This window comes from Streptomyces griseorubiginosus (assembly GCF_036345115.1).
Lineage (GTDB): Bacteria > Actinomycetota > Actinomycetes > Streptomycetales > Streptomycetaceae > Streptomyces > Streptomyces griseorubiginosus_C.
In genome coordinates, this window is sequence record NZ_CP107766.1 from 3,274,328 (window position 1) to 3,295,820 (window position 21,493).

At 71.8% G+C, this 21,493-nt stretch carries 22 protein-coding genes; 10 read left to right on the forward strand and 12 right to left on the reverse strand.

All coding sequences use genetic code 11. The features are described from left to right. Window positions 1-238 precede the first annotated feature (238 nt). Genes OHN19_RS14575 through OHN19_RS14590 form a run of 4 tightly spaced genes read left to right on the forward strand, consistent with a single transcriptional unit; the run spans window position 239 to window position 5,255 of the window. A complete protein-coding gene (locus OHN19_RS14575; protein ID WP_330264598.1) occupies window positions 239-1,516 on the forward strand; it encodes a magnesium transporter MgtE N-terminal domain-containing protein in 1,278 nt (425 codons plus the stop codon). After that, complete coding sequence (locus OHN19_RS14580) at window positions 1,506-2,099, forward strand: DUF1003 domain-containing protein (protein WP_330264599.1); 594 nt, start codon at window positions 1,506-1,508, stop codon at window positions 2,097-2,099. Before OHN19_RS14575 ends, OHN19_RS14580 begins: the two co-directional genes overlap by 11 nt. A 43-nt stretch (window positions 2,100-2,142) precedes the next feature. Further along, window positions 2,143-3,276 (forward strand): Mrp/NBP35 family ATP-binding protein, encoded by a 1,134-nt coding sequence (locus OHN19_RS14585; protein ID WP_330264600.1) that lies wholly within the window; start codon window positions 2,143-2,145, stop codon window positions 3,274-3,276. Window positions 3,277-3,323: 47 nt separating this feature from the next. Next, window positions 3,324-5,255, forward strand: coding sequence for a glycosyltransferase family A protein (locus OHN19_RS14590; protein WP_330264601.1), 1,932 nt, complete (start codon window positions 3,324-3,326; stop codon window positions 5,253-5,255). 90 nt (window positions 5,256-5,345) lie between these two features. Here the strand turns inward: OHN19_RS14590 and OHN19_RS14595 are convergent, their stop codons facing one another. From OHN19_RS14595 to sigE, 5 genes are all read right to left on the reverse strand, one after another. Then, the gene (locus OHN19_RS14595; protein WP_330264602.1) at window positions 5,346-6,011 is read right to left on the reverse strand and encodes a hypothetical protein; all 666 of its coding nucleotides are present in this window, start codon (window positions 6,009-6,011) and stop codon (window positions 5,346-5,348) included. Window positions 6,012-6,291: 280 nt separating this feature from the next. Continuing rightward, window positions 6,292-6,729, reverse strand: coding sequence for a sec-independent translocase (locus OHN19_RS14600; protein WP_330264603.1), 438 nt, complete (start codon window positions 6,727-6,729; stop codon window positions 6,292-6,294). A 168-nt stretch (window positions 6,730-6,897) separates the two neighbouring features. Continuing rightward, window positions 6,898-8,814: a S1C family serine protease gene (locus OHN19_RS14605; RefSeq protein WP_330264604.1), complete on the reverse strand. Its 1,917-nt coding sequence runs from the start codon at window positions 8,812-8,814 to the stop codon at window positions 6,898-6,900. Window positions 8,815-8,914: 100 nt separating this feature from the next. After that, on the reverse strand, window positions 8,915-9,874 hold the full coding sequence (locus OHN19_RS14610; protein ID WP_330264605.1) for an anti-sigma factor family protein: 960 nt from the start codon (window positions 9,872-9,874) through the stop codon (window positions 8,915-8,917). Continuing rightward, a complete protein-coding gene (gene sigE, locus OHN19_RS14615; protein WP_330264606.1) occupies window positions 9,871-10,569 on the reverse strand; it encodes an RNA polymerase sigma factor SigE in 699 nt (232 codons plus the stop codon). Before sigE ends, OHN19_RS14610 begins: the two co-directional genes overlap by 4 nt. A gap of 301 nt (window positions 10,570-10,870) precedes the next feature. Here sigE and OHN19_RS14620 point away from each other — a divergent pair, with 301 nt between their 5' ends. Further along, window positions 10,871-11,503 carry an O-methyltransferase gene (locus OHN19_RS14620; RefSeq protein WP_330269615.1) on the forward strand — a complete coding sequence of 211 codons (633 nt, stop codon included), beginning with the start codon at window positions 10,871-10,873 and terminating at the stop codon, window positions 11,501-11,503. A gap of 119 nt (window positions 11,504-11,622) precedes the next feature. On the opposite strand, the gene OHN19_RS14625 is transcribed toward OHN19_RS14620, so the two are convergent. Next, window positions 11,623-11,790, reverse strand: a complete 168-nt coding sequence (locus OHN19_RS14625) for a DUF3117 domain-containing protein (RefSeq protein ID WP_003966491.1) — start codon at window positions 11,788-11,790, stop codon at window positions 11,623-11,625. Between the two features lie 358 nt (window positions 11,791-12,148). Between OHN19_RS14625 and OHN19_RS14630 the strand changes: the two genes are divergently transcribed. Beyond that, window positions 12,149-12,940, forward strand: coding sequence for an enoyl-CoA hydratase/isomerase family protein (locus OHN19_RS14630; RefSeq protein WP_330264607.1), 792 nt, complete (start codon window positions 12,149-12,151; stop codon window positions 12,938-12,940). A gap of 3 nt (window positions 12,941-12,943) precedes the next feature. On the opposite strand, the gene OHN19_RS14635 is transcribed toward OHN19_RS14630, so the two are convergent. Together OHN19_RS14635 and OHN19_RS14640 are read right to left on the reverse strand one after the other, a co-directional pair. After that, the gene (locus tag OHN19_RS14635; RefSeq protein WP_330264608.1) at window positions 12,944-13,525 is read right to left on the reverse strand and encodes a DNA-3-methyladenine glycosylase I; all 582 of its coding nucleotides are present in this window, start codon (window positions 13,523-13,525) and stop codon (window positions 12,944-12,946) included. Beyond that, complete coding sequence (locus OHN19_RS14640) at window positions 13,522-13,875, reverse strand: DivIVA domain-containing protein (RefSeq protein WP_330269616.1); 354 nt, start codon at window positions 13,873-13,875, stop codon at window positions 13,522-13,524. The genes OHN19_RS14635 and OHN19_RS14640 overlap by 4 nt, the downstream gene beginning before the upstream one ends. 152 nt (window positions 13,876-14,027) lie before the next feature. Here OHN19_RS14640 and folP point away from each other — a divergent pair, with 152 nt between their 5' ends. Continuing rightward, window positions 14,028-14,888: a dihydropteroate synthase gene (folP, locus tag OHN19_RS14645; protein ID WP_330264609.1), complete on the forward strand. Its 861-nt coding sequence runs from the start codon at window positions 14,028-14,030 to the stop codon at window positions 14,886-14,888. Between the two features lie 59 nt (window positions 14,889-14,947). On the opposite strand, the gene OHN19_RS14650 is transcribed toward folP, so the two are convergent. Both OHN19_RS14650 and dapE read right to left on the reverse strand, forming a co-directional pair. After that, complete coding sequence (locus tag OHN19_RS14650) at window positions 14,948-15,706, reverse strand: TIGR00730 family Rossman fold protein (protein ID WP_057610047.1); 759 nt, start codon at window positions 15,704-15,706, stop codon at window positions 14,948-14,950. A gap of 110 nt (window positions 15,707-15,816) precedes the next feature. Then, window positions 15,817-16,896, reverse strand: coding sequence for a succinyl-diaminopimelate desuccinylase (dapE, locus tag OHN19_RS14655; protein ID WP_330264610.1), 1,080 nt, complete (start codon window positions 16,894-16,896; stop codon window positions 15,817-15,819). Window positions 16,897-16,981: 85 nt separating this feature from the next. On the opposite strand from dapE, the gene OHN19_RS14660 reads away from it, so the two are divergent. Together OHN19_RS14660 and OHN19_RS14665 are read left to right on the forward strand one after the other, a co-directional pair. Continuing rightward, window positions 16,982-17,983 (forward strand): heavy metal transporter, encoded by a 1,002-nt coding sequence (locus OHN19_RS14660; RefSeq protein WP_330264611.1) that lies wholly within the window; start codon window positions 16,982-16,984, stop codon window positions 17,981-17,983. A gap of 274 nt (window positions 17,984-18,257) precedes the next feature. After that, entirely contained in the window at window positions 18,258-18,716 is a 459-nt protein-coding gene (locus tag OHN19_RS14665; protein WP_330264612.1) for an ATP-binding protein, read from the forward strand. A 67-nt stretch (window positions 18,717-18,783) separates the two neighbouring features. Here OHN19_RS14665 and OHN19_RS14670 read toward each other — a convergent pair whose 3' ends face one another. Together OHN19_RS14670 and fdxA are read right to left on the reverse strand one after the other, a co-directional pair. Continuing rightward, window positions 18,784-19,875, reverse strand: a complete 1,092-nt coding sequence (locus OHN19_RS14670; RefSeq protein WP_330264613.1) for a bifunctional succinyldiaminopimelate transaminase/glutamate-prephenate aminotransferase — start codon at window positions 19,873-19,875, stop codon at window positions 18,784-18,786. 133 nt (window positions 19,876-20,008) lie between these two features. Continuing rightward, window positions 20,009-20,326: a ferredoxin gene (gene fdxA, locus OHN19_RS14675; protein ID WP_007384503.1), complete on the reverse strand. Its 318-nt coding sequence runs from the start codon at window positions 20,324-20,326 to the stop codon at window positions 20,009-20,011. A 140-nt stretch (window positions 20,327-20,466) separates the two neighbouring features. Here fdxA and OHN19_RS14680 point away from each other — a divergent pair, with 140 nt between their 5' ends. Further along, complete coding sequence (locus tag OHN19_RS14680; protein WP_330264614.1) at window positions 20,467-21,477, forward strand: GNAT family N-acetyltransferase; 1,011 nt, start codon at window positions 20,467-20,469, stop codon at window positions 21,475-21,477. Window positions 21,478-21,493: the final 16 nt, after the last annotated feature.

Genomic DNA, 21,493 nt, shown 5'->3' on the forward strand with positions numbered 1-21,493 from the left:
AGGTGGGGCTGCCTTTCCGACGACGGTCCTTGAGCGTGGTACGGCAGCGTACCGGGGCCCGGGCCCCCGGACGGAGCCGGACCGTCCGGACCGCTCACCAGGGCGGATCCGATCGGTACGGGCTAGCCTTAAGCCCTCCCGAGCGGGCAATCCGGACAACGAACGACGAACGAAACACCTCGTACGCGGACGGGTAAGCGGCCTCGTACACCACCCCGTACACAAAGGAAGCACAGCCATGGCAGCGGGAGCCCCCCGGATCTTCGTCTCGCATCTCGCGGGCGTCGCCGTCTTCGATCCCAACGGCGACCAGGTGGGCCGCGTACGCGATCTGGTCGTCGTGCTGCGCGTCGGGCGCAGGCCGCCCCGGGTGCTCGGCCTGGTCGTCGAACTGTCCACGCGGCGCCGCATCTTCCTGCCCATGACCCGGGTGACGAGCATCGAGTCGGGCCAGGTCATCACCACCGGCGTGCTCAACGTCCGGCGCTTCGAGCAACGCCCCACCGAGCGCCTGGTCTTCGGCGAACTGCTGGACCGGCGGGTCACGCTCGTGGAGCACGGCGAGCAGGTCACCGTGCTCGACATCTCGGTGCAGCACCTGCCGGCCCGCCGGGACTGGGAGATCGACCGGGTCTTCGTGCGCAAGGGGGGCAAGGGCGGGGCGTTCCGGCGCAAGGGCGAGACGCTGACGGTCGAGTGGTCCGCCGTCACCGGCTTCACGCTGGAGGAGCAGGGACAGGGCGCCGAGAGCCTGCTGGCCACCTTCGAGCAGCTGCGCGCGGCCGACCTCGCCAACGTCCTGCACCACCTCTCCGCCAAGCGGCGCGCGGAGGTGGCGGCCGCGCTCGACGACGACCGCCTGGCCGACGTGCTGGAAGAGCTCCCCGAGGACGACCAGATCGAGATCCTCGGCAAGCTGAAGGAGGAGCGGGCCGCCGACGTCCTGGAGGCCATGGACCCGGACGACGCGGCCGACCTGCTCTCCGAGCTCCCCCCGGAGGAGCAGGAGCGGCTGCTGAGCCTGATGCAGCCGGGCGACGCGGCCGACATGCGGCGCCTGATGGCCTACGAGGAGCACACGGCCGGCGGTCTGATGACGACGGAACCGATCGTCCTACGGCCGGACGCGACCGTCGCCGACGCGCTCGCCCGCGTCCGCAACCCCGACCTGTCCCCCGCGCTCGCCGCCCAGGTGTACGTGTGCCGGGCACCCGACGAGACCCCGACCGGCAAGTACCTCGGCACGGTCCATTTCCAGCGGCTCCTGCGGGACCCCCCGTACACCCTGGTCAGCTCGCTCGTCGACGACGACCTCCAGGCCCTCGACCCGGACGCGACCCTGCCGGTCATCGCCGGGTTCTTCGCGACGTACGACATGGTCGCGGCGCCCGTGGTCGACGACTCGGGCTCGCTGCTCGGCGCGGTGACCGTGGACGACGTACTCGACCACATGCTGCCCGAGGACTGGCGGGAGACGGAGTTCGACGCGGAGGGGGCGGCGCACCATGACGCCTGAGCGCGAGAGCTCGAACCGCGAGCGCGGAGGGCCGGCCGGGGCCACGGCGACGACCCGCACCCGCGCCCGCCTCGACCAGCCGCGCCCGCCGCGGCGCAGGCTGCTGCCCGAATGGGACCCGGAGGCCTTCGGACGCCTGTCGGAGCGGATCGCCCGCTTCCTCGGCACCGGCCGGTTCATCGTCTGGATGACGGTCGTCATCATCGCGTGGGTGCTGTGGAACATCTTCGCGCCCGGCGACCTGCGCTTCGACAACTACCCGTTCATCTTCCTCACCCTGATGCTGTCCCTCCAGGCCTCCTACGCCGCCCCGCTGATCCTGCTCGCGCAGAACCGGCAGGACGACCGGGACCGGGTCAACCTGGAGCAGGACCGCAAGCAGAACGAGCGGTCGATCGCGGACACGGAGTACCTGACCCGCGAGATCGCCGCGCTCAGGATCGGCCTCGGTGAGGTGGCGACCCGGGACTGGATCCGCTCCGAGCTCCAGGACCTGATGAAGGAGCTGGAGGCGAGGCAGCACGACGGGCATGTCGTATTCCCGGCAGAACGGCCGCACGGGCGTGACGTAGACGACCATTGACGGGGGTGCGGGGGGTGCCCGTGACCGCCGTACCATCGTCTGTATGGCTAGCGAAGACGCGGTGCGCGAGGCACTGGCGACGGTGAACGACCCCGAGATCAACCGGCCCATCACGGAACTCGGGATGGTCAAGTCGGTCGAGATCGGGGCGGACGGGGCGGTCGCGGTCACCGTGTACCTGACGGTCTCCGGCTGTCCGATGCGCGAGACGATCACGCAGCGCGTGACGGACGCGGTTGCGGCGGTCGAAGGCGTCACGCGCGTCGACGTCACGCTGGACGTGATGAGCGACGAGCAGCGCAAGGAGCTGGCGACGGCCCTGCGGGGCGGCCAGACGGAGCGCGAGGTCCCCTTCGCGAAGCCGGGGTCCCTGACCCGCGTCTACGCGGTCGCCTCCGGCAAGGGCGGCGTAGGCAAGTCCTCCGTCACCGTGAACCTGGCGGCGGCGATGGCGGCCGACGGTCTGAAGGTCGGGGTCGTCGACGCGGACATCTACGGCCACTCGGTGCCGCGGATGCTGGGCGCGGACGGCAGCCCGACCCAGGTCGAGAACATGATCATGCCGCCGTCGGCGAACGGCGTGAAGGTCATCTCGATCGGCATGTTCACTCCGGGCAACACGCCGGTGGTGTGGCGGGGGCCCATGCTCCACCGTGCCCTCCAGCAGTTCCTGGCGGACGTGTACTGGGGCGACCTGGACGTGCTCCTGCTGGACCTGCCCCCGGGCACGGGCGACATCGCGATCTCGGTGGCCCAGCTGGTCCCGAACGCGGAGATCCTGGTGGTGACGACCCCGCAGCAGGCGGCGGCGGAGGTCGCGGAACGGGCCGGCTCCATCGCGGTCCAGACCCACCAGAAGATCGTCGGCGTGGTCGAGAACATGTCCGGCCTGCCCTGCCCGCACTGCGGCGAGATGGTGGACGTCTTCGGCACCGGCGGCGGCCAGACGGTCGCGGACGGCCTGACACGCACCATCGGGGCCACGGTCCCGGTCCTCGGCTCCATCCCCATCGACGTCCGCCTCCGCGAGGGCGGCGACGAGGGCAAGCCGGTCGTGCTCTCGGACCCGGACTCCCCGGCGGGGGCCGCGCTGCGGGGGATCGCGGGGAAGCTGGGGGGGCGGCAGCGGGGGCTTTCGGGGCTTTCGCTGGGGATCACGCCCAGGAACAAGTTCTGAGACGTACGTGACTGAAGGCATTCCATGGGCCGGGTAGGGTCCGTGGAATGCCGAGAGTCAAAGTCAGCGTCATCGTCCCCGTCTACAACACCGGGAAGTACGTCGACGAGTGCGCGCCGTCGCTGCTGGGGCAGAGTCTGCCCGCCGACGAGTACGAGGTCATCTACGTCGACGACGGGTCGACGGACGACACGCTGGGCCGGCTCCAGAAGATCGCGTCCGCACATCCCAACGTCCAGGTGCACACCCGGCCGAACTCCGGCTGGCCGGGCGCGCCCCGCAATCTCGGCATGCGGCACGCCAGGGGCGAGTACATCCAGTTCGTCGACCACGACGACATGCTCGGGCCCGAGGCCCTGGAGCGGCTGTACGCGCACGCCAAGAGCAATGACGCCGACGTGGTGCTCGGCAAGATGTCCAGCACCATGGTGCGGCCCCGGCGGCTCTTCCGGCACACCGTGGGCGCCTGCACGATCGAGAACGACGAGCTCATGCAGAGCATGTCCCCGCACAAGATGTTCCGGCGGGCCTTCGTCGAGGAGCACGGTCTCCGGTTCCCCGAGGGCCCCTGGATCCTGGAGGACCTGGCCTTCGTCAGCGCCGCCTACCTGAAGGCCGAGCGCATCTCGATCCTCGCCGACTACCCCTGCTACTACTGGATGAAGCGGGACGACGGCGGCAACAACACCCAGCACCGGTTCAACCCGCGCCACGGCTTCTGGGACAACTGCCGCACCATCGTGCGCCAGATCAAGGACGGCACGAGCGCGTCCGACGACGTCGACGCGCTCCAGAACCGCCTCCTCCACCGCCTCTACCACGTCGAGGTCCTGTCCCGGACCCGCGAGCCCGAGATCCTCCGCGAAGACCCCGTCCAGCAGCGGGAGCGGTTCGAGGCGGCTCGGCGGCTGGCCGTCGAGGAGTTCCCCGCGGCCGTACGGGAGGGGCTGCCCGTCGTGTCGCGGCTGCGGGCCGAGCTGCTGGAGGCCGGGGACTTCGACGGGGCCGTGGCCCTCGCGGAGCGGGTTCGTGAGGTCAAGGCCCGCAGTACCGTCGGGGAGTTGCGGTGGGCGGACGGGCGGCTCGTCGCCGACGTCACGCTGGAGCTGCTGCGGGGGGACGGTGAGCCGCTGGTGCTCGTCGAGCGGGACGGGAAGCGGTGGCTGGACCCGGAGCTGCTGGCCGGGGTGCCGGGGACCGAGGGCGGCTGGGAGGTCCGCGATCCGTTCCGGCTGGCGTACGCCGAACTGATCGTCAAGGACCGGGACCGCGAGGACTGGTGGTACCCGGAGGGTGAGCTGGAGGTGCGGCTCGAGCCCGCCGGCGAGGGGCGGTCGCGGCTCGTCGCGTCCGGGCGGCTGAGCCTGGCCCCCGAACGGCTCGCGGGCGGGCGGCCGTTGGAGCGCGGCGTGCACGACGTGTGGGCCTTCGTCCAGCTGCTGGGCATCGACCGGATGGTCCGCCTGACCGGCGACGGCACCCCGGGCACCCCGGCCGCGGGCCCGGCGCTGACCGGCGGGCGGCTCTCGCTGCCGTACTGGACGGGCAGCGGTCAGCTCGCCCTCGACGTGGACCAGCGTCAGCGCAGGCTCGGTTCCGACACCGCCGGTGCGGCTGCCGCGAACACCGCGCGCGGTGAGCGGTCGCTGCCGCTGCCGTACGTGGCGGCCACCGCGGGCGGGGCCCCGGCACGCGTCAAGGTCACCGTGTCCGAGCTGACGGTGGAGGCCGAGCTCGTTCCCGGCGACGGCGGCACGACGGCCGTCCTGCGGCTGCCCGCCCGTCTCAAGCTCCCCGCGGGCCGTCACCCGGTCACGCTCCCGAAGACCGACACCCCCGTCGCGCACGCCGTCGTCCGCGACGGCACCCTGCTGCGGCTGGAGGGCCCGGCCCACGAGGCCGGCACCGGGCGCCGGCTGCTCGACGCGGTCGCCGACAACCGCCAGGTCCGGCGGGTACGGCGGCGACTGGGCCGATAAAACAGCCGTTCAGGACACTTGACGTCCAGACACTTGACGTCCAGGACACTTGAGGGGCACCACTCGGGTCTGCGGTGCCCCTTCGTCCTGCTAGGCGTACGCCGAGATGTCCTTGATCATCGCGAACCCGAGGCCGTACGCGCTCATGCCTCTCCCGTACGCCCCCACGTGCACTCCCTCCTGGGTGGAGCCCGCGAGGACCCAGCCGAACTCCGACTCCCTGTAGTGGAAGGGCGTGGGCACGCCGTCCACCGGCAGGGACAGGGTCGACCAGTCGGATCCCTCCAGGTCGTCCGCCAGGACCCAGGCCGTCTCGGTCTGCTGGTCCAGCCAGTCGTCGCGCAGGGAGTGGTCCATCTGCCCGGGCCAGGTGAACGACAGCAGGCCCACTCCGGCCAGCCAGGCGGCGGAGGAGACCGACGTGGCCTCCAGCAGCCCGGTGCCGTCCGCGCTCCTGCGGGACGGGTTGGCGGCGACGGTCACCACGACCGCGAACTTCTCCTTCGGCTCCCCCGTGGAGCCCGCCTCGTTCTTCACGGAGGGCTCGTCACCGTGTCCGATCGACCCGTGCTCGACGGCCCCGTCGGCCGACGTGCCGACCTGCATCAGCCAGCGCGGCCCCGTGAAGGCCTCGTCGAGGCCGTACCAGGGGAAGGGCGCCTGAAGGTAGCCGTCGACCGTGCGCCGGGCGGAGGGGACCTGCTGTGCACCCTCCGCGGCCGGCGCCTGCGCGACCGTCCCGCTCGTCGTCTCCATGTGCCGGACGCCTCCTACTAGCTCTCGTCGGACCGGACCGGCCCGCCCCCCTTCGGGCGGCGTCGCTGGTTCGCGTACGGCCCGCACAACAACTCGGCAGCATATCCACACCGCTCCGAGCTGCCGGGAAACCGCCCGGCGCGCGAGGCATACGGGGGGCGGGTTCAGGCCTCGCGACGTGCCGGCTCGGTATGAAACGCGTCACGTGGCAGCCGTACGACAGCGAAAGGCGCCCGCGAGCTGAACGGCTCGGCAAGCGCCTGCTGGTGGGGCGTACGGCTCAGGTGGCGTCCGCGTCGAAGGGCGGGCGGTCGTCCTTGCCGTCCTCCTCGGGCTTCTTGGACATGTCGATCCGGCCACCGGACGAGGACGACGAGGAGGCGGACGACGAGGTGTCCGTGCTGTGCACGGCGTCGGTGACCTCGGCCATCTCCTTCTTCAGGTCGAAGCCGTTGCGGATCTCCTTGAGCCCCAGCTCGTCGTTGTCCAGCTGCTTGCGGATGAAGGTCTTGGGGTTGAGGTCCTCGAACTCGAAGTCCTTGAACTCCGGGCCCAGCTCCGAGCGGATGTCCTGCTTGGCGCTCTCCGAGAACTCGCGGATCTTCCGGATGGTCCGCATGACGTCCTGGATGACCTTCGGGAGCTTGTCCGGACCGAAGACGAGCACGGCGAGGACAACGAGCGTGATCAGCTCGAGCGGTCCTATGTCATTGAACACCTGAAGCTCCTTGGGGTCCGGGCCAGGACCACGGTACCTGCCGTTCCCGTATGACCGGTACTGTCCCGAGGGCTCCGAGCGCGGATCTCTGAACGGTTTTCCGGGTTGTTTGCCCTGTGGAGCGGGATTCGCAGCCGTTGCTGTGAGGTTCGTGTCGATCGGTGTGCGTCAGCTGCCGTCCGAGGAACCGAGGGTCAGTGTGACCGTGACCTCCTTGCCGGCCCGCTCCAGAGTGAGCCGGAGGCGGTCGCCGGGGCGGTGGGCGCGGGTCCTGACGATGAGTTCGTCGCCGGAGTGGACACGGCGGCCGTCGACCGCGGTGATCACGTCACCGGCCTTCAGCCCGGCCCTGTCGCCCGGGCCGCCCTCGCGCACGGCGGGCCCGCCGCCGTTGCCCTTGGTCCCGACGCGGGCGCCGTCCCCGGTGTAGTCCATGTCGAGCGTGACGCCGATGACCGGGTGGGTCGCCGTGCCGGTGTTGATCAGCTCTTCGGCGACCCGCTTGGCCTGGTTGACGGGGATGGCGAAACCGAGACCTATGGAGCCGGCCTGGGCGCTGTCCGATCCGGAGCCGTTGCCGGCGGAACGGATGGCGGAGTTGATGCCGATGACGCGGGCGCGCGAGTCGAGGAGCGGGCCGCCGGAGTTGCCGGGGTTGATGGGGGCGTCGGTCTGGAGGGCGTCCACGTACGACACGTCGCTGCCGTCCCCGCGCTCGCCGCCGGCGGTGATGGGCCGTTCCTTCGCGCTGATGATGCCGGAGGTGACGGTGCCCTCCAGGTCGAAGGGGGCGCCGATGGCGACCACGGGGTCGCCGACCTGGACGTTGTCGGAGTTGCCGAGGGCCATGGGCCGCAGGCCGTGCACCCCGCTCACTTCGACGACGGCGAGGTCGTAGCCGCTGTCCCGCCCCACGAGGGTGGCCTTGGCGGTGTCGCCGCTGTGGAAGGTCACCGATATCTCGCCGTCGGCTCCGGCGGGCTCCACGACGTGGTTGTTGGTCAGGATGTGCCCGGCATCGTCCAGCACGAAGCCGGTTCCGGTGCCGGACTCCGCCGCGCCGCTCACATGCAGGGTCACGACGCTGGGCAGAGCCCTCGCGGCGATCCCGGCGACGGTCCCGGGCGCGCGCTCACCGGACTCCCTCCCGGCCTGCGGCAACTCCACGACGTCGTCCCCGACTCCGTGCCGCTCCAGATACGCCCCTACGACCCCACCGGCGCCGCCGGCCACGAGCGCGAGCAGCAGGGCCCCCGCGAGCAGCGCCTGCCGGCTCCGCCGACTTCGCTGGTCCTTGGTCCGGAGAGCGGCACCGGTCTGCTGGAGGGGGGCGGGGGCCCAGGGGTCGTAGTTCTGCCAGGGGGTGGGGGCATCGGGGAGTGCGCTGGTCGTGTCGCCGGCCGAGGCGGGAGACGGGGCGGGTGGGGGCGCTACGTAGGCACCGGGGGCCGTCGGGGAAGGGGGCCCGGCGACAGGCGTGCCCGGCGCCCCTGATGCCGACTGCCCGGTGGTGTGGTGGGGCTCGGGAGGCGGGAGGATCGCCGTGTCCTGGGGCTCGGGCGGCACCGGCTCGCGCGTTTCTGCGGAGGAGGTCGCCGGGTGCTGGACCGGCGGGGCCGGGGCCCAGGGGCCCGGTACTCCGTAGGGCGGGGTTCCGGTGGAGTCGGACACGGGCGTGGGCTCGGGTCGGTCCACGGCGGGCTCCACGGGCAGCTGTCGGACCTTGCCGTCCGTCTCTTCGAGCCCGGGGGCCTGGCCCGCGCCGGCGTCCCCCCGAGGAGCCGCGAGCTCATAGTCGCCCTCCGTGTCCCGCTCGGAGGTCCCGCTCCCTGGAGTCCGGACGATGGAGTCCTCCGCCGCACCCTTCGGGGGCGCGAGCTCGAAGTCCCCCTCGGAGGCCGGCCCACCCGAGGCCGAACCGGTGGCATCCCCAGGTGCCTGCAACGCGAAGTCCCCGTCGGAAGAGACCGCCGCCGTGCCAGGCCCCGGCGTGTCCCCGAGCACCTCCGGCTCCCCCGGCCCAAAACCCTCCCGCGACCGAGGTCGGCTCCACCATGTCGACCTCGTGGGCTTGCCCTCGTCCATGCGCTCCCCAGCTCTCCCCACAGCTGACCGGCCGCGTGCGCGGCACGTCGACCTCTCTGTGGATTCAACCAGGTTCACGCGCCCCGGAGCAGGGCGCCGGTCAGCGGGCGGTGGCGGGGGGCGTCGGCGCTGACGTGGTGTGGGGGACGGGCGCGGCGAGGAGGCCGGAGGCGGTGAGGTCCGGCGTGGTGGGCAGGGACGTCAGGCTGAGCGGCGGGGTGGTACTGAGCGGTCGTATGAGAGGAGACATGGCGGCGGCACCCGCGACCACGGGGGCCGTGAGGGTGTGCAGCGCCGCCTGCTGGACCTGGGCCGGTATACCGGGCAGCAGCGGAGCGGAGATCTCGGTCGGGGCGACCGGGGTGTCGCCGAGCGCCCGCTGTCCCTGTTCCTGCGCGAGCAGCGGACCCTCGCCACGACGGCGCTGGTTCTCCGGCACCGCCGCTCCCGTGCTGGGAGTGCGCGCCGGGGTGACATTGCTGCCCGCTCCGCGGGCCTCGGTGTCGCCGGGCACGCCCGTGGTGACGCCGCCCAGCGCGATCGCGGCCAGCGACACCGCCCCGGCGGCGACGAACGCGAACCGCATACCGCGCGAGGCGGAGCGCTCTGCCTCGTGGCGGCTGACGTCATGGATGCGGAAGCCCCGGCCGGTGGACGGCGGCAGCACTCCGGCGTGCGGGCCCGCGGGGACGTAGTCGAACTCGAAGCGTTCGCCACGTCTCACGCCGAAGACCCCTGCGCCGGGTCGTCCCGACAGTCCTCCGAACCCTCCCCCGCCGAACGGCGAGCTGTCGCCGTCCTCCGGATCACCTCCGGGCAGCCCCTGGAGGCGGGCCAGGAAGCTCTCGGAGGGCGGCGGCGGGGCGGCCTCCGCGAAGACGTTCTTCAGGCGGCGCTGGGCGTCCGCCTCCGCCTTGCACTTCGGGCAGGTGGCGAGATGCGCGAGGACACGCTCGCGCGTGGCATGACCGAGCTCGCCGTCCACCAGGGCGGCGAGTCGGTCTCCCAGATGCTGGTCCGCGAGGCTTCCCTCGCCGGGTTTGGGCAGTGATCCACTCACGCGGTCGCGCCCCCTCCCCCCAGCGCGGGGACCCGGGACATGAAGGAGCGGCGCTCGGCGCGGGCCTCCGGGGAGCGGTGCGCGAGGGCCTTGCGCAGCTGGGAACGGCCGCGGTGGATCCGGGAGCGGACGGTCCCGAGCTTGACGCCCAGGGTCGCGGCGATCTCCTCGTACGACAGCCCTTCGATGTCGCACAGGACGACCGCGGCGCGGAACTCCGGCGCGAGGGTGTCGAGGGCCTGCTGGACGTCCGCGTCGAAGTGGGCGTCGTTGAAGACCTGCTGGGGCGAGGGTTCGCGGCTGGGCAGTCGCTCGGCCGCGTCCTCGCCGAGGGCGTCGAAGCGGATGCGCTGCTTGCGGCGGACCATGTCCAGGAAGAGGTTGGTGGTGATGCGGTGCAGCCAGCCCTCGAAGGTGCCCGGTGTGTAGGTGGACAGCGAGCGGAAGACGCGGACGAAGACCTCCTGCGTGAGGTCCTCGGCGTCGTGCTGGTTGCCGGTGAGGCGGTACGCGAGGCGGTAGACGCGGCCGCTGTGCGTGCTGACGATCTCCTCCCAGGTGGGCGGAGTCCACGCCTGCCCGTCCGCGTCGGTGGCGAAGGTCGCGGTCTGGGCGTAGTCGCCGGCGTGGCTGTGGTCAGCGGTGTCGTTCACGGATCTCGGCCTGCCCGCCGATCCCAGGAAGCGCCGCAGCACTCCCCCACGATCTCCAGGCGCGGCCGCACCTCCCCTGTCGGCTCTGGTTGTCTCCAGTGGAGCCCCTACCATAGCCACCTCGCCCGTTAGCTCCGGATAAGCGGTTTTACGAGAATTTGATCTGGGCTGATACCACTCGGTCCCCTGCGTCAGCAGTTGCTCGAGGGCCTGCTCGTCATCGTGATCCAACTGTGTCCCCCCGGGTGCGTCTCCACCCCTCTAAACGCCCGGTCCCATCTGCGGGTTCCCGGCGCCAACGGATACAGTCACGCCCAGGCAACCACGGGGCAAGGAGAGGGTCATTACCGGCAACCGGCAGACGAGCTGGGCGTTCGCCGACGCCTACGTCGCCGAGGACGAAGTGCTGCTCTGGGCCCGCGACCGGGCCCGTGAGGCGGGGCTGCGCTCGGTGTCGCCCGGCACGGGCGCGGCGCTGCGGTTGCTGGCGGCCTCCGTGGACGCCAAGGCGGTCGCCGAGATCGGCACCGGCACCGGTGTCTCCGGCATCCATCTGCTGCACGGCATGCGCCCCGACGGGGTGCTGACCACGGTCGACCCCGAGCCCGAGCACCAGCAGTTCGCCCGCCAGGCCTTCCGCGCCTGCGGTTTCGCCAGCAACCGGGCCCGCTTCATCCCGGGCCGCGCGCTGGACGTCCTGCCCCGCCTCGCCGACGCCGGTTACGACCTCGTGTTCTGCGACGGCGACCGGCAGGAGGTCATGGACTACCTCGCTGAATCGTTGCGCCTGCTGCGTCCGGGTGGCCTCGTGGTCTTCGAGGGCGTCTTCGCCAACGGCCGCACGGTGGACTCGGGACCGCAGCCCACGGAAGTCGTACGCCTGAGGGAGCTGTTGCGGGCCGTGCGCGAGAGCCAGGAGCTGGTGCCGTCCCTCCTGCCGGTCGGCGACGGCCTGCTGTGCGCGGTCAAGCGGTAGCGACAGCTCCGGGAGCCGCTGTCGTCCCGTACGGCCATCCGGGTGTCCGGCCCGGCAGACCGCTGCCCCGGCACCTCATGAGATGCCGGGGCAGCCGAAAGGGTATGGTCGCTTCCGCGTCAGCCGACGACCTTCTTGAGGGCGTCACCGAGCGCGTCGGCCTCGTCAGGGGTCAGCTCGACGACGAGCCGACCGCCGCCTTCGAGCGGAACGCGCATGACAATGCCCCGCCCCTCCTTGGTCACCTCGAGCGGGCCATCGCCCGTCCGCGGCTTCATGGCCGCCATGCTCGTTCCCCTTCCTGAAACCAGCTCATCGCCAAAGCCGACGGCCCTGGGAGGGCACGCGCGTCAAAGTGGGACACGCGACACCGGCATCGAACACATTGCTTCCAGGCCATTATCCCGCATCGCGGGACCCGATGACCAACATCAGTCGGCATCGCTTGGGCAACGCGCGCGAGCAAAACCACTCAATTCGGCGATGTGGCTGCGATACTCCGCCACCGCGACGATCCCGGCCGGCTGGGAACGCTCCCGAATTCTTTGACGCAGGTCACACGTCCGGTCCGGTCCTCGGACGGCGATCTCCGCCATGCTGTCCTTCGGACATCGGGTCCACCGGACGCTGCGGAGGGGATACGCCATGACCGACACCGTGCTCTACGAGGTGAGCGACGGACTCGCGACGATCACGCTGAACCGCCCCGAGGCGATGAACGCGCTGAACATCGCCACGAAGGTCGCGCTGCGGGAGGCGGTCGAGTCGGCGGCACAGGACGACGCCGTACGAGCCGTGCTGCTGACGGCCGCCGGGGAGCGGGCGTTCTGCGTGGGCCAGGACCTCAAGGAACACATCGGGCTGCTGGCCGAGGGCTCGACGAAGGTCATGAGCACGGTCAAGGAGCACTACAACCCGGTCGTGCGGGCCCTGACGGAGATGCCCAAGCCGGTGGTGGCGGGGGTGAACGGGGTCGCGGCGGGCGCCGGCTTCGGGATCGCGCTCGCGGCCGACTACCGGGTGGCGGCGGACACCGCCGCGTTCAACACGTCGTTCGCGGGGGTGGCGCTGACCGCGGACTCCGGCATCTCGTGGACCCTGCCGCGGGTGGTGGGGCCGGGTCGCGCCGCCGACCTGCTGCTCTTCCCCCGGACCATGTCGGCCCGGGACGCGCACGACCTCGGGATCGTGAACCGTCTGGTGCCCTCCACCGACCTGCCCGCGGAGGCGGAGAAGGTGGCGCGGGCGCTGGCCTCGGGGCCGACGGTGGCGTACGGGGCGATCAAGGAGTCCCTGGCGTACGCGTCGACGCACACCCTGTCGGAGACGCTGGACAAGGAGGACGAGCTGCAGACCCGGGCCGGGGCCTCCGAGGACCACGCGATCGCCGTACGGGCGTTCGTGAACAAGCAGGCGCCCGAGTACCTGGGCCGCTAGGGCTCAGGCTCGGTCCCCTCGCACCACGCACGTCTCCAGGTGGTCGTCGACCAGTCCGCACGCCTGCATCAGGGCGTAGGCCGTCGTGGGGCCCACGAAGCGCAGGCCCCGCTTCTTCAGGGCCTTGGACAGCGCCGTCGACTCCGGGGTCACCGCCGGGACGTCGCCCAGTGTCCTGGGGACCGCGTGGGTTTCCGGCGCGTGGGACCAGATCAGCTCGTCCAGCTCGCCCGGCGACCAGTCGGCCAGCACCTTCGCGTTGGCCAGCGTCGCGTCGACCTTGGCGCGGTTGCGGATGATCCCGGGGTCGAGGAGCAGGCGCTCGCGGTCGGTGTCGTCGAAGCTCGCCACCTTGGCGATCTCGAAGCCGGCGAAGGCCGCGCGGAAGGTCTCGCGGCGGCGCAGGATCGTGATCCAGGACAGGCCGGACTGGAAGGCCTCCAGGCTGAGGCGTTCGTACAGGGCGTCGTCGCCGTGGACCGGGCGGCCCCACTCCTCGTCGTGGTAGGCCACGTAGTCCGGGGTGGACAGGGCCCAGGGGCAGCGGAGCGCGCCGTCCGGGCCTGCCAGGGCGGCGCCGGTCACCGCTGCTCCCCGTGGCCGTGGTCCGGCTTCTGCATGGAGACGTGCGCGGCGGCCTGGGCGCCGGCCAGCGCGGACTCCAGGTCGGCGATCCGGGCGTCCCGCTCGGCGAGCTCGGCGCCGAGGCGGCTGAGGGCGTCGTCCACGTCGGACATCCGGTAGCCGCGGGCGGCAAGCGGGAAGCGCAGGCTCTCGACGTCGGCGCGGTCCACCGGGCGGTCCGGCGGCAGGGGGTCCTGGAGCCGCTCGGGGGCGACGTCCGGCAGCGGGCCGTCGCTGTCGCCGCCGCCCACCACGGCGAGCGTCACCGCGGCGACCACGACCGCGAGCGCGATGACCAGGAACAAGAACATAACCATCGCTGAGGTCCCCATGGTCCCTGCCGGCGGCCGGCCGCCGGCGTCGAATGTGTCAGGGTCCGATCGTGCCATGCGAGTCTGACAGTTAGGGTCGCAGGCGGCCGCGGAAGCCGAAGACACAGACGTGGGAAGTGAGGTCACAGGGGATGCTCAGGCTGGGCAGGCGCGTGTTCGACGCGCACGAGCCGGTGATCATGGCGATCGTGAACCGGACCCCCGACTCCTTCTACGACCAGGGAGCCACGTTCCTCGACGAGCCCGCCCTCGCGCGCGTGGAGCAGGCGGTGGCCGAGGGGGCCGCCATCATCGACGTCGGCGGGGTCAAGGCCGGTCCGGGCGAAGAGGTGTCCGCCGAGGAGGAGGCGCGGCGGACCGTGGGGTTCGTGGCGGAGGTACGGCGGCGGTTCCCCGACGTGATCATCAGCGTGGACACCTGGCGGGCGTCGGTGGGCGAGGCCGTCTGCGAGGCCGGGGCGGATCTCCTCAACGACGCGTGGGGCGGGGTCGATCCGGGGCTCGCGGAGGTCGCGGCGCGGTACGGGGTGGGGCTGGTGTGCACGCATGCCGGGGGCGCGGAGCCGCGTACCCGGCCGCACCGGGTGACGTACGACGACGTCATGGCCGACATTCTGCGGGTGACCGTGGGGCTGGCGGAGCGGGCCGTCGCGCTGGGGGTGCCGCGGGAGTCCGTGCTGATCGATCCGGGGCACGACTTCGGGAAGAACACGCGGCACAGTCTGGAGGCGACGCGGCGGCTCGGGGAGATGGTCTCCACCGGGTGGCCGGTGCTGGTGTCGCTGTCCAACAAGGACTTCGTGGGCGAGACGCTGGACAAGCCGGTGAAGGAGCGGGTGGTGGGGACGCTGGCGACGACGGCGGTGTCCGCGTGGCTGGGCGCGCAGGTGTACCGGGTGCACGAGGTCGCGGAGACGCGGCAGGTGCTGGACATGGTGGCGTCGATCGCGGGGCACCGGCCACCGGCGGTCGCTCGGCGGGGGCTGGCGTAGGGAGCTTCGCCGGAGGGGCTGGAAGACCAGCCCCTCCGAAACCCGGTCCGGGCCCCGCGCTAGCGGCCCGCCTCCTTCGACACCAACGCCACGGCCTCGTCCACGTCGTCCGTCACGTGGAACAGCAGCAGGTCCTTCTCGGAGGCCTTGCCCTGCGCGATCAGGGTGTTCTTGAGCCAGTCGACCAGGCCGCCCCAGTACTCGCTGCCGAACAGCACGATCGGGAAGCGGGTGACCTTCTGGGTCTGGACCAGGGTCAGGGCCTCGAAGAGTTCGTCCAGGGTGCCGAGGCCGCCCGGCAGGACCACGAAGCCCTGCGCGTACTTGACGAACATCATCTTGCGGACGAAGAAGTAGCGGAAGTTGAGGCCGATGTCGACGTAGGGGTTGAGCCCCTGCTCGAAGGGCAGCTCGATGCCGAGCCCCACCGACGTGCCGTTCGCCTCGCACGCGCCCTTGTTGGCCGCCTCCATGGCGCCCGGGCCACCGCCGGTGATGACCGCGAAGCCGGCCTCCACCAGGCCTCGTCCGAGCCGCACGCCCGCCTCGTACTCCGGGGAGTCGGCCGGTGTCCGCGCCGAGCCGAACACGCTGATCGCGGGCGGCAGTTCGGCGAGCGTGCCGAAGCCCTCGATGAACTCCGACTGGATGCGCAGCACGCGCCAGGGGTCGGTGTGGACCCAGTCCGAGGGGCCGCCCGCGTCCAGCAGACGCTGGTCGGTCGTGCTCGCCGTGACCTGTCCCCGCCTGCGGAGGACCGGTCCCAGGCGCTGCTCCTCCGGCGGCTGCTTCTTGCCCTCGGGGTTCCCGGTAGCCATGTGCGCTCCCTCCGCTTGCCTGGTCTTTCCGTCTCAGCGTAGATCTACGCGGGTTACGGAGGGGGGACGTACGCGTGTCCGCCATGAAGCGCCACCGCCCCACCGCCTCCTCACGAGGTCAGCCAGGCCCGCAGCTTCGCCTCCGCCTCCGGGATCAGCGAGACCTTCACGCGCTCGTCGACCTTGTGCGCGAGCAGCGGCTCACCAGGGCTGTAGTTCACCGCGGGCACGCCGAGCGCGCTGAAGCGGGAGACGTCCGTCCAGCCGAACTTGGGGCGGGCGACGCCCCCGACCGCGGCCATGAAGGCCTGGGCGACGGGGTGGGTGAGGCCGGGGCGGGCGCCGCCGGTGTGGTCGTCGACGGTGAACTCGTCGACCCCGCAGTCCGCGAAGAAGTCCCGCACGAAGGCCTCCGCCTCGGCCTCGCTGCGGTCGGGCGCGTAGCGGAAGTTGACCGTCAGGACGCAGGAGTCGGGGATGACGTTGGTGGCCACGCCGCCCTGCACGCCCACCGCGTTGAGGCCCTCGTGGTACTCGAGGCCGTCGACGACCGGCTTGCGGGGTTCGTACGCCGCCAGCTTGGCGAGGGCGGGCGCGGCCTTGTGGATCGCGTTGGACCCCATCCACGCGCGCGCGGAGTGCGCACGCTCTCCCTTGAACGTCAGCAAGACCCGCAGGGTTCCCTGGCAGCCGCCCTCGACCTGGTTGTCCGTGGGCTCCAGCAGGACCGCGAAATCGCCCTCCAGCCACTCCGGGTGGGCTTCGGCCACATGTCCCAGGCCGTTGAGGTGGGCGGCGACCTCTTCGTTGTCGTAGAAGATGAAGGTGAGGTCGCGGTTGGGCTCGGGGACCGTCGCGGCGATGCGCAGCTGGACCGCGACGCCGGACTTCATGTCGCAGGTGCCGCAGCCCCAGAGGTAGCCCTCGTCGTCGAGGCGGGAGGGGACGTTGCCCGCGATGGGCACGGTGTCGATGTGGCCGGCGAGGATGACGCGTTCCGAGCGGCCGAGGTTCGTGCGGGCGACGACGTTGTTGCCGTGGCGGTCGACCGTGAGGTGCGGCAGGGCGCGCAGGGCGGTCTCGATCGCGTCCGCGAGGGGCTTCTCGGTGCCGCTCTCGGAGGGGAAGTCGACGAGCTGCGCGGTGAGCTGAGCCGCGTCGAGGGAGAGGTCAAGAGGGGTGTCGGCCATGCTGTCGACCCTAACGCCCCCGCTGCCCGCCCCCCCTGTCCCCATCCGGCTCGGGCTCCTCAGTACTCTCCAGTATCTTGTCCGGATGCCAGAGCCGTTGCCCCCTACTCGCAAACGCCGTGGCCGCCTCCTCCGTTTCGCGGCGGCCCTCGTGGTCCTGTGCGCGGTCGCCGGTTACCTCGTGGTGCAGTACGTCACCGGAGGTCCGGACGGGCCGGGCTGCAAAGTCGTCTCGGGCAGGGCGGGCGGGCCGTCGTACGAGTTCACGCCCGAGCAGGCGGTGAACGCGGCGACGATCACCGCCGTCGGGACCGGGCGCGGGCTGCCCGAGCGGGCCGTGACGATCGCGCTGGCCACCGCCCTCCAGGAGTCGGGGCTGCGCAACATCTCGCACGGCGACCGCGACTCGCTCGGCCTGTTCCAGCAGCGGCCCTCGCAGGGCTGGGGCACCCCGAAGGAGATCCTGGACCCGACCTACGCGGCGGCCGAGTTCTACAAGCACCTGGTCAAGGTGGACGACTACGAGAAGCTCCCGCTGACCGTCGCCGCGCAGCGCGTGCAGCGCAGCGGCTATCCGGAGGCGTACGCCAAGCACGAGCCGGACGCCGAGGTGCTCGCGGCCGCCCTCACAGGCAGCTCGGCGGCCACGCTGACCTGTGACGGCCGCCAGGAGTCCACCCGGGCCTCCGCGACGGGCTCCGGGGACGGCGCCACGGGCGTCCAGGAGGCCGAGACGGGTCCGGACGCGGTGCGGTCCGCCCTCGTGCGGGACTTCGGGCGGGACGCGCTGGAGACGACCGCGGCGGAGGTGGGCGGCAAGGCGTCGCCGAGCCCGACGCCCACCCCGGGGGACGGGCGGACGGTGACGCTTCCGGTGCGGAAGGACACCAGCCCGGGTGCCGGCCGCAGTCTCACCGAACGCGGCTGGCAGCTCGCGCACTGGGCCGTCGCCAACTCCTCCGCGCTGCGCATCGAGCGGGTCTCGTACGCGGGCCGGCAGTGGACCGCCGGCAACACGGACAGCCAGTGGCGCCCGGCGGGCGGCGAGAGCGCCACGGACACGGTGCGGATACTCACGGCACGGTAGTTCGGAAGATCACCTGGAGGGGTCACGTCCGCCCACTGCGGGAGCGGGTGTGCGCAGGTTTTCGTCACCTCACCCCCGTATCCGCCAGAACCCTTGAGAACAAAGGGCTCCGAGGATTCGGAGGACTTTCAGACCGGTAGCTTTTTGCCCGTTTTTATCCGGAGGTGATAATGCGACGCATTGCCAACTCTTTACGTTGGCCCTCCGCAACCTTCGTCGGCTTCGAGCGGTAGTCACGGCGTCCTAGCAACGTTTCCTCCGTCGAAGGAGCAACATGTCCCTCCCCCTGACCCGCAGGATCGCCCGTGCCGCGCTGCTCGTCGCTGCGGGAGCGGCAGCCGGGGTCGGTGCGGCCGGCGCCGCCAGTGCGGCCCCCGCGCAGCTGCCGGCCGCCCCCAACCTCGGCGGGCTGACCGCTCTGGACGGGGCGCACGTCGGCAACACGGTGGACGGCGCGGCGCAGAACCTGGCCGGGACCGCGGGCAAGACCGGTGGCAAGACGGTCGAGAAGGCCGTGCCGTCCGCGGGCAAGACCGGTGGCAAGGCCGTGAAGAAGGCGGCTCCGGTCGCGCAGAAGACGGCGGGCGAGGCCGCCGGTTCGGCCGGGGGCCTGCTCGGCGACACGACGTCCACGGCCACGAAGGGCGGTCTGCCGACCGACTCCCTCACCAAGGGCGGCGGCGGCCTGCCGGCGGCGGACACCCTGCCGGTGAAGAGCCTCCCGCTCGGCTAGCGGTTCGCGCGGACGAGGAAGGGGCCCGGGGATCTCCCCGGGCCCCTTCCTCATGCCACGACGGCGGTCACAGACGCTCTACGGCCGCCCGCACCCGCTCGTCCGTCGCCGTGAGCGCCACGCGGACGAACTTCTCGCCGGCCTCGCCGTAGAAGTCGCCGGGCGCCACCAGGATGCCCCGGTCGGCCAGGTGGGCGACCGTGGACCAGCAGGACTCGTCCCGGGTCGCCCAGAGGTAGAGGCTGGCCTCGCTGTGCTCGATGCGGAAGCCGTGTCCGAGCAGCGCCTCGCGCAGGAGCGTGCGCCGGGCCGCGTACCGCTCGCGCTGCTCACGCACGTGCGTGTCGTCGCCCAGAGCCGCCACCACGGCCGCCTGCGTCGGCTTCGACGTCATCATGCCGCCGTGCTTGCGGATCTCCAGGAGGGGCGCCAGGACGGCCGGATCGCCCGCCAGGAAGGCCGCGCGGTAGCCCGCGAGGTTGGACCGCTTGGAGAGCGAGTGGACGGCCACGATGCCGTCGTAGGAGCCGCCGTTGACGTCCGGGTGCAGCACCGAGACCGGGTCGGCCTCCCAGCCGAGCTCCAGGTAGCACTCGTCGGAGAAGAGCAGGACGCCGTGCGAGCGGGCCCAGGCGACGATCCTCGTCAGCTCGTCCTTGGAGAGCACCTTGCCGGTCGGGTTCGACGGGGAGTTGAGCCACAGGAGCTTCAGGCCCGCCGGGTCCAGCTCGGTCGGGTCGTCGTAGACCTCGTACTCCGCGCGGGCCAGGCGGGCGCCGACCTCGTACGTCGGGTAGGCGAGGCGGGGGTGGGCGACCCGGTCGCCGGGGCCCAGGCCCAGCTGGGTGGGGAGCCAGGCGACGAGTTCCTTGGAGCCGACGATCGGCAGGACGTGCCGGTGGGTGACCTCCCGGGCGCCCAGGCGCCGCTCGACCCAGCCGGTGATCGCGTCACGCAGCGCCGGGGTGCCCCAGACCGTCGGGTAGCCCGGCGAGTCCGCCGCGTCGATCAGGGCCTTCTGGATCAGGTCGGGGACCGGGTCGACCGGGGTGCCGACCGACAGGTCGACGATGCCTCCGGGGTGCGCGGCAGCCGTCTTCTTGTACGGCTCCAGCTTGTCCCAGGGGAAGGTGGGAAGGCGGTCGGAGACTGCGGACACGGCTGTCGGGCTCGCTTTCGGGTCGTACGGGGTCCGGCGTGCCGGACGGCAAACGCCTCGGTCCCGTACGGCCGTGATCAGGAGCGATCAGGCCGTGCGGGACCGAGGCGGCACGCCTGGGGGTGCCGGATGATCAGGCCTGCGGCGGCAGCGCGGCGATGAACGGGTGGTCCCGCTCGATCAGGCCGAGCTTGCTGGCGCCACCGGGCGAACCGAGCTCGTCGAAGAACTCGACGTTCGCCTTGTAGTAGTCCTTCCACTCATCCGGGGTGTCGTCCTCGTAGAAGATCGCCTCGACCGGGCACACCGGCTCACAGGCACCACAGTCGACGCATTCGTCCGGGTGGATGTACAAGGACCGGGAGCCCTCGTAGATGCAGTCGACCGGGCACTCCTCGATGCAGGCCTTGTCCTTCACGTCGACACAAGGCTGCGCGATGACGTAGGTCACGCTGTCGTTCCTCCTCCATAGGGCGCTGGCGGGCCTCCTCAGGCTCCGCCGCCTCGCGCGCGGGAGCGCGGCGTCGTCGATGCCCGCCCCTAGTATCTCCGTTCTTGGGCATGATCCGAACAGGAGGGGTGAACTGACCTGTGGAAATCTCCGCCGCGGGGCGCCTCGTCGTCCGTATCTCCGCAGCTGACGTGGGGAAACGGGTATCCGTACGGTGCCTGGACGAAACCGCCGTCACGCACGAGAAGTTCACCGACACGGTGGGTGTTCTCACATCATGGGACGACGGTGTGCTGATGATCACGCGCCGGGACGGCCAGGGCGTCCGCATTCCGGAATCCGCGCTGGTGGCGGGCAAGGTCGTCCCCGCCGAGCCGGCCCGCCGCCGGGGGCCCGCCACCTCGTACCGGGAACTGGCCCGGATCGCCGCGCGCGGCTGGCGTCCGGTGGAGAGCGAGCAGCTGGGCGAGTGGGAGCTGCGTGCCGCGTCCGGCTTCACCCGCCGCGCCAACTCCGCCCTCCCGCTCGGCGACCCCGGTCTGCCGCTCGACGAGGCCCTGGCCGCCGTACGACGGTGGTACGGCGAGCGCGGGCTCCCGGCGTACATACAGACCGCGACCGGCGCCGCGGGCACCCAGGAGGTGCTGTGCGCGGAGCTGGAGGCGCGCGGGTGGACGCGGGAGGTGACGGCTGAGCTGTGGACGGGGGCGCTGGCCCCGGTCGCGGACCGTTCCGGTGACGGTGTGGTCCTGTCCCGGGAGGCCGACGCGGACTGGCTGGCGCGGTACCAACGCAAGGGGGTGAGCGAGGTGGCGCTGCGGGTGCTGGGGAGCGGGCCCTCGGTGTGGTTCGCCACGGTCCCTTGCGGGACCGGCAGGGCGCCCGCCGCGATCGGGCGCTGTGTCGTCGACGGGCGCTGGGCCGGGTTCGCCGCGGTCGAGGTGGATCCCGCGCTACGGCGACGGGGGCTGGCCTCGACCGTGATGGCGGCGCTGGCGCAGCGGGCGCTGGAGGAGGGCGCGTCGGCCGCGTGGCTCCAGGTCGAGTCGGACAACGCCGGGGCGCGGACGCTCTACGAGCGGCTGGGATTCGCCGCGCACCACGCCTACCACCACTACCGCGAGCCGGATGTCTCCGGCGCGGCGCGGTAGTAGCGATCGCCGCGAA

Bases quoted from the DNA above. Each gene is read 5' to 3' on its own strand.
- OHN19_RS14605 (WP_330264604.1), bottom strand. From the start codon at position 8,814: ATGGACGAGGGCAAGCCCACGAGGTCGACATGGTGGAGCCGACCTCGG.
- OHN19_RS14660 (WP_330264611.1), top strand. From the start codon at position 16,982: ATGCCAGAGCCGTTGCCCCCTACTCGCAAACGCCGTGGCCGCCTCCTC.
- folP (WP_330264609.1), top strand. From the start codon at position 14,028: ATGCTCAGGCTGGGCAGGCGCGTGTTCGACGCGCACGAGCCGGTGATC.
- OHN19_RS14590 (WP_330264601.1), top strand. From the start codon at position 3,324: ATGCCGAGAGTCAAAGTCAGCGTCATCGTCCCCGTCTACAACACCGGG.
- dapE (WP_330264610.1), bottom strand. From the start codon at position 16,896: ATGGCCGACACCCCTCTTGACCTCTCCCTCGACGCGGCTCAGCTCACC.
- OHN19_RS14640 (WP_330269616.1), bottom strand. From the start codon at position 13,875: ATGTTCTTGTTCCTGGTCATCGCGCTCGCGGTCGTGGTCGCCGCGGTG.
- OHN19_RS14595 (WP_330264602.1), bottom strand. From the start codon at position 6,011: ATGGAGACGACGAGCGGGACGGTCGCGCAGGCGCCGGCCGCGGAGGGT.
- OHN19_RS14625 (WP_003966491.1), bottom strand. From the start codon at position 11,790: ATGGCGGCCATGAAGCCGCGGACGGGCGATGGCCCGCTCGAGGTGACC.
- OHN19_RS14650 (WP_057610047.1), bottom strand. From the start codon at position 15,706: ATGGCTACCGGGAACCCCGAGGGCAAGAAGCAGCCGCCGGAGGAGCAG.
- OHN19_RS14585 (WP_330264600.1), top strand. From the start codon at position 2,143: ATGGCTAGCGAAGACGCGGTGCGCGAGGCACTGGCGACGGTGAACGAC.
- OHN19_RS14665 (WP_330264612.1), top strand. From the start codon at position 18,258: ATGTCCCTCCCCCTGACCCGCAGGATCGCCCGTGCCGCGCTGCTCGTC.
- OHN19_RS14630 (WP_330264607.1), top strand. From the start codon at position 12,149: ATGACCGACACCGTGCTCTACGAGGTGAGCGACGGACTCGCGACGATC.
- OHN19_RS14580 (WP_330264599.1), top strand. From the start codon at position 1,506: ATGACGCCTGAGCGCGAGAGCTCGAACCGCGAGCGCGGAGGGCCGGCC.
- OHN19_RS14575 (WP_330264598.1), top strand. From the start codon at position 239: ATGGCAGCGGGAGCCCCCCGGATCTTCGTCTCGCATCTCGCGGGCGTC.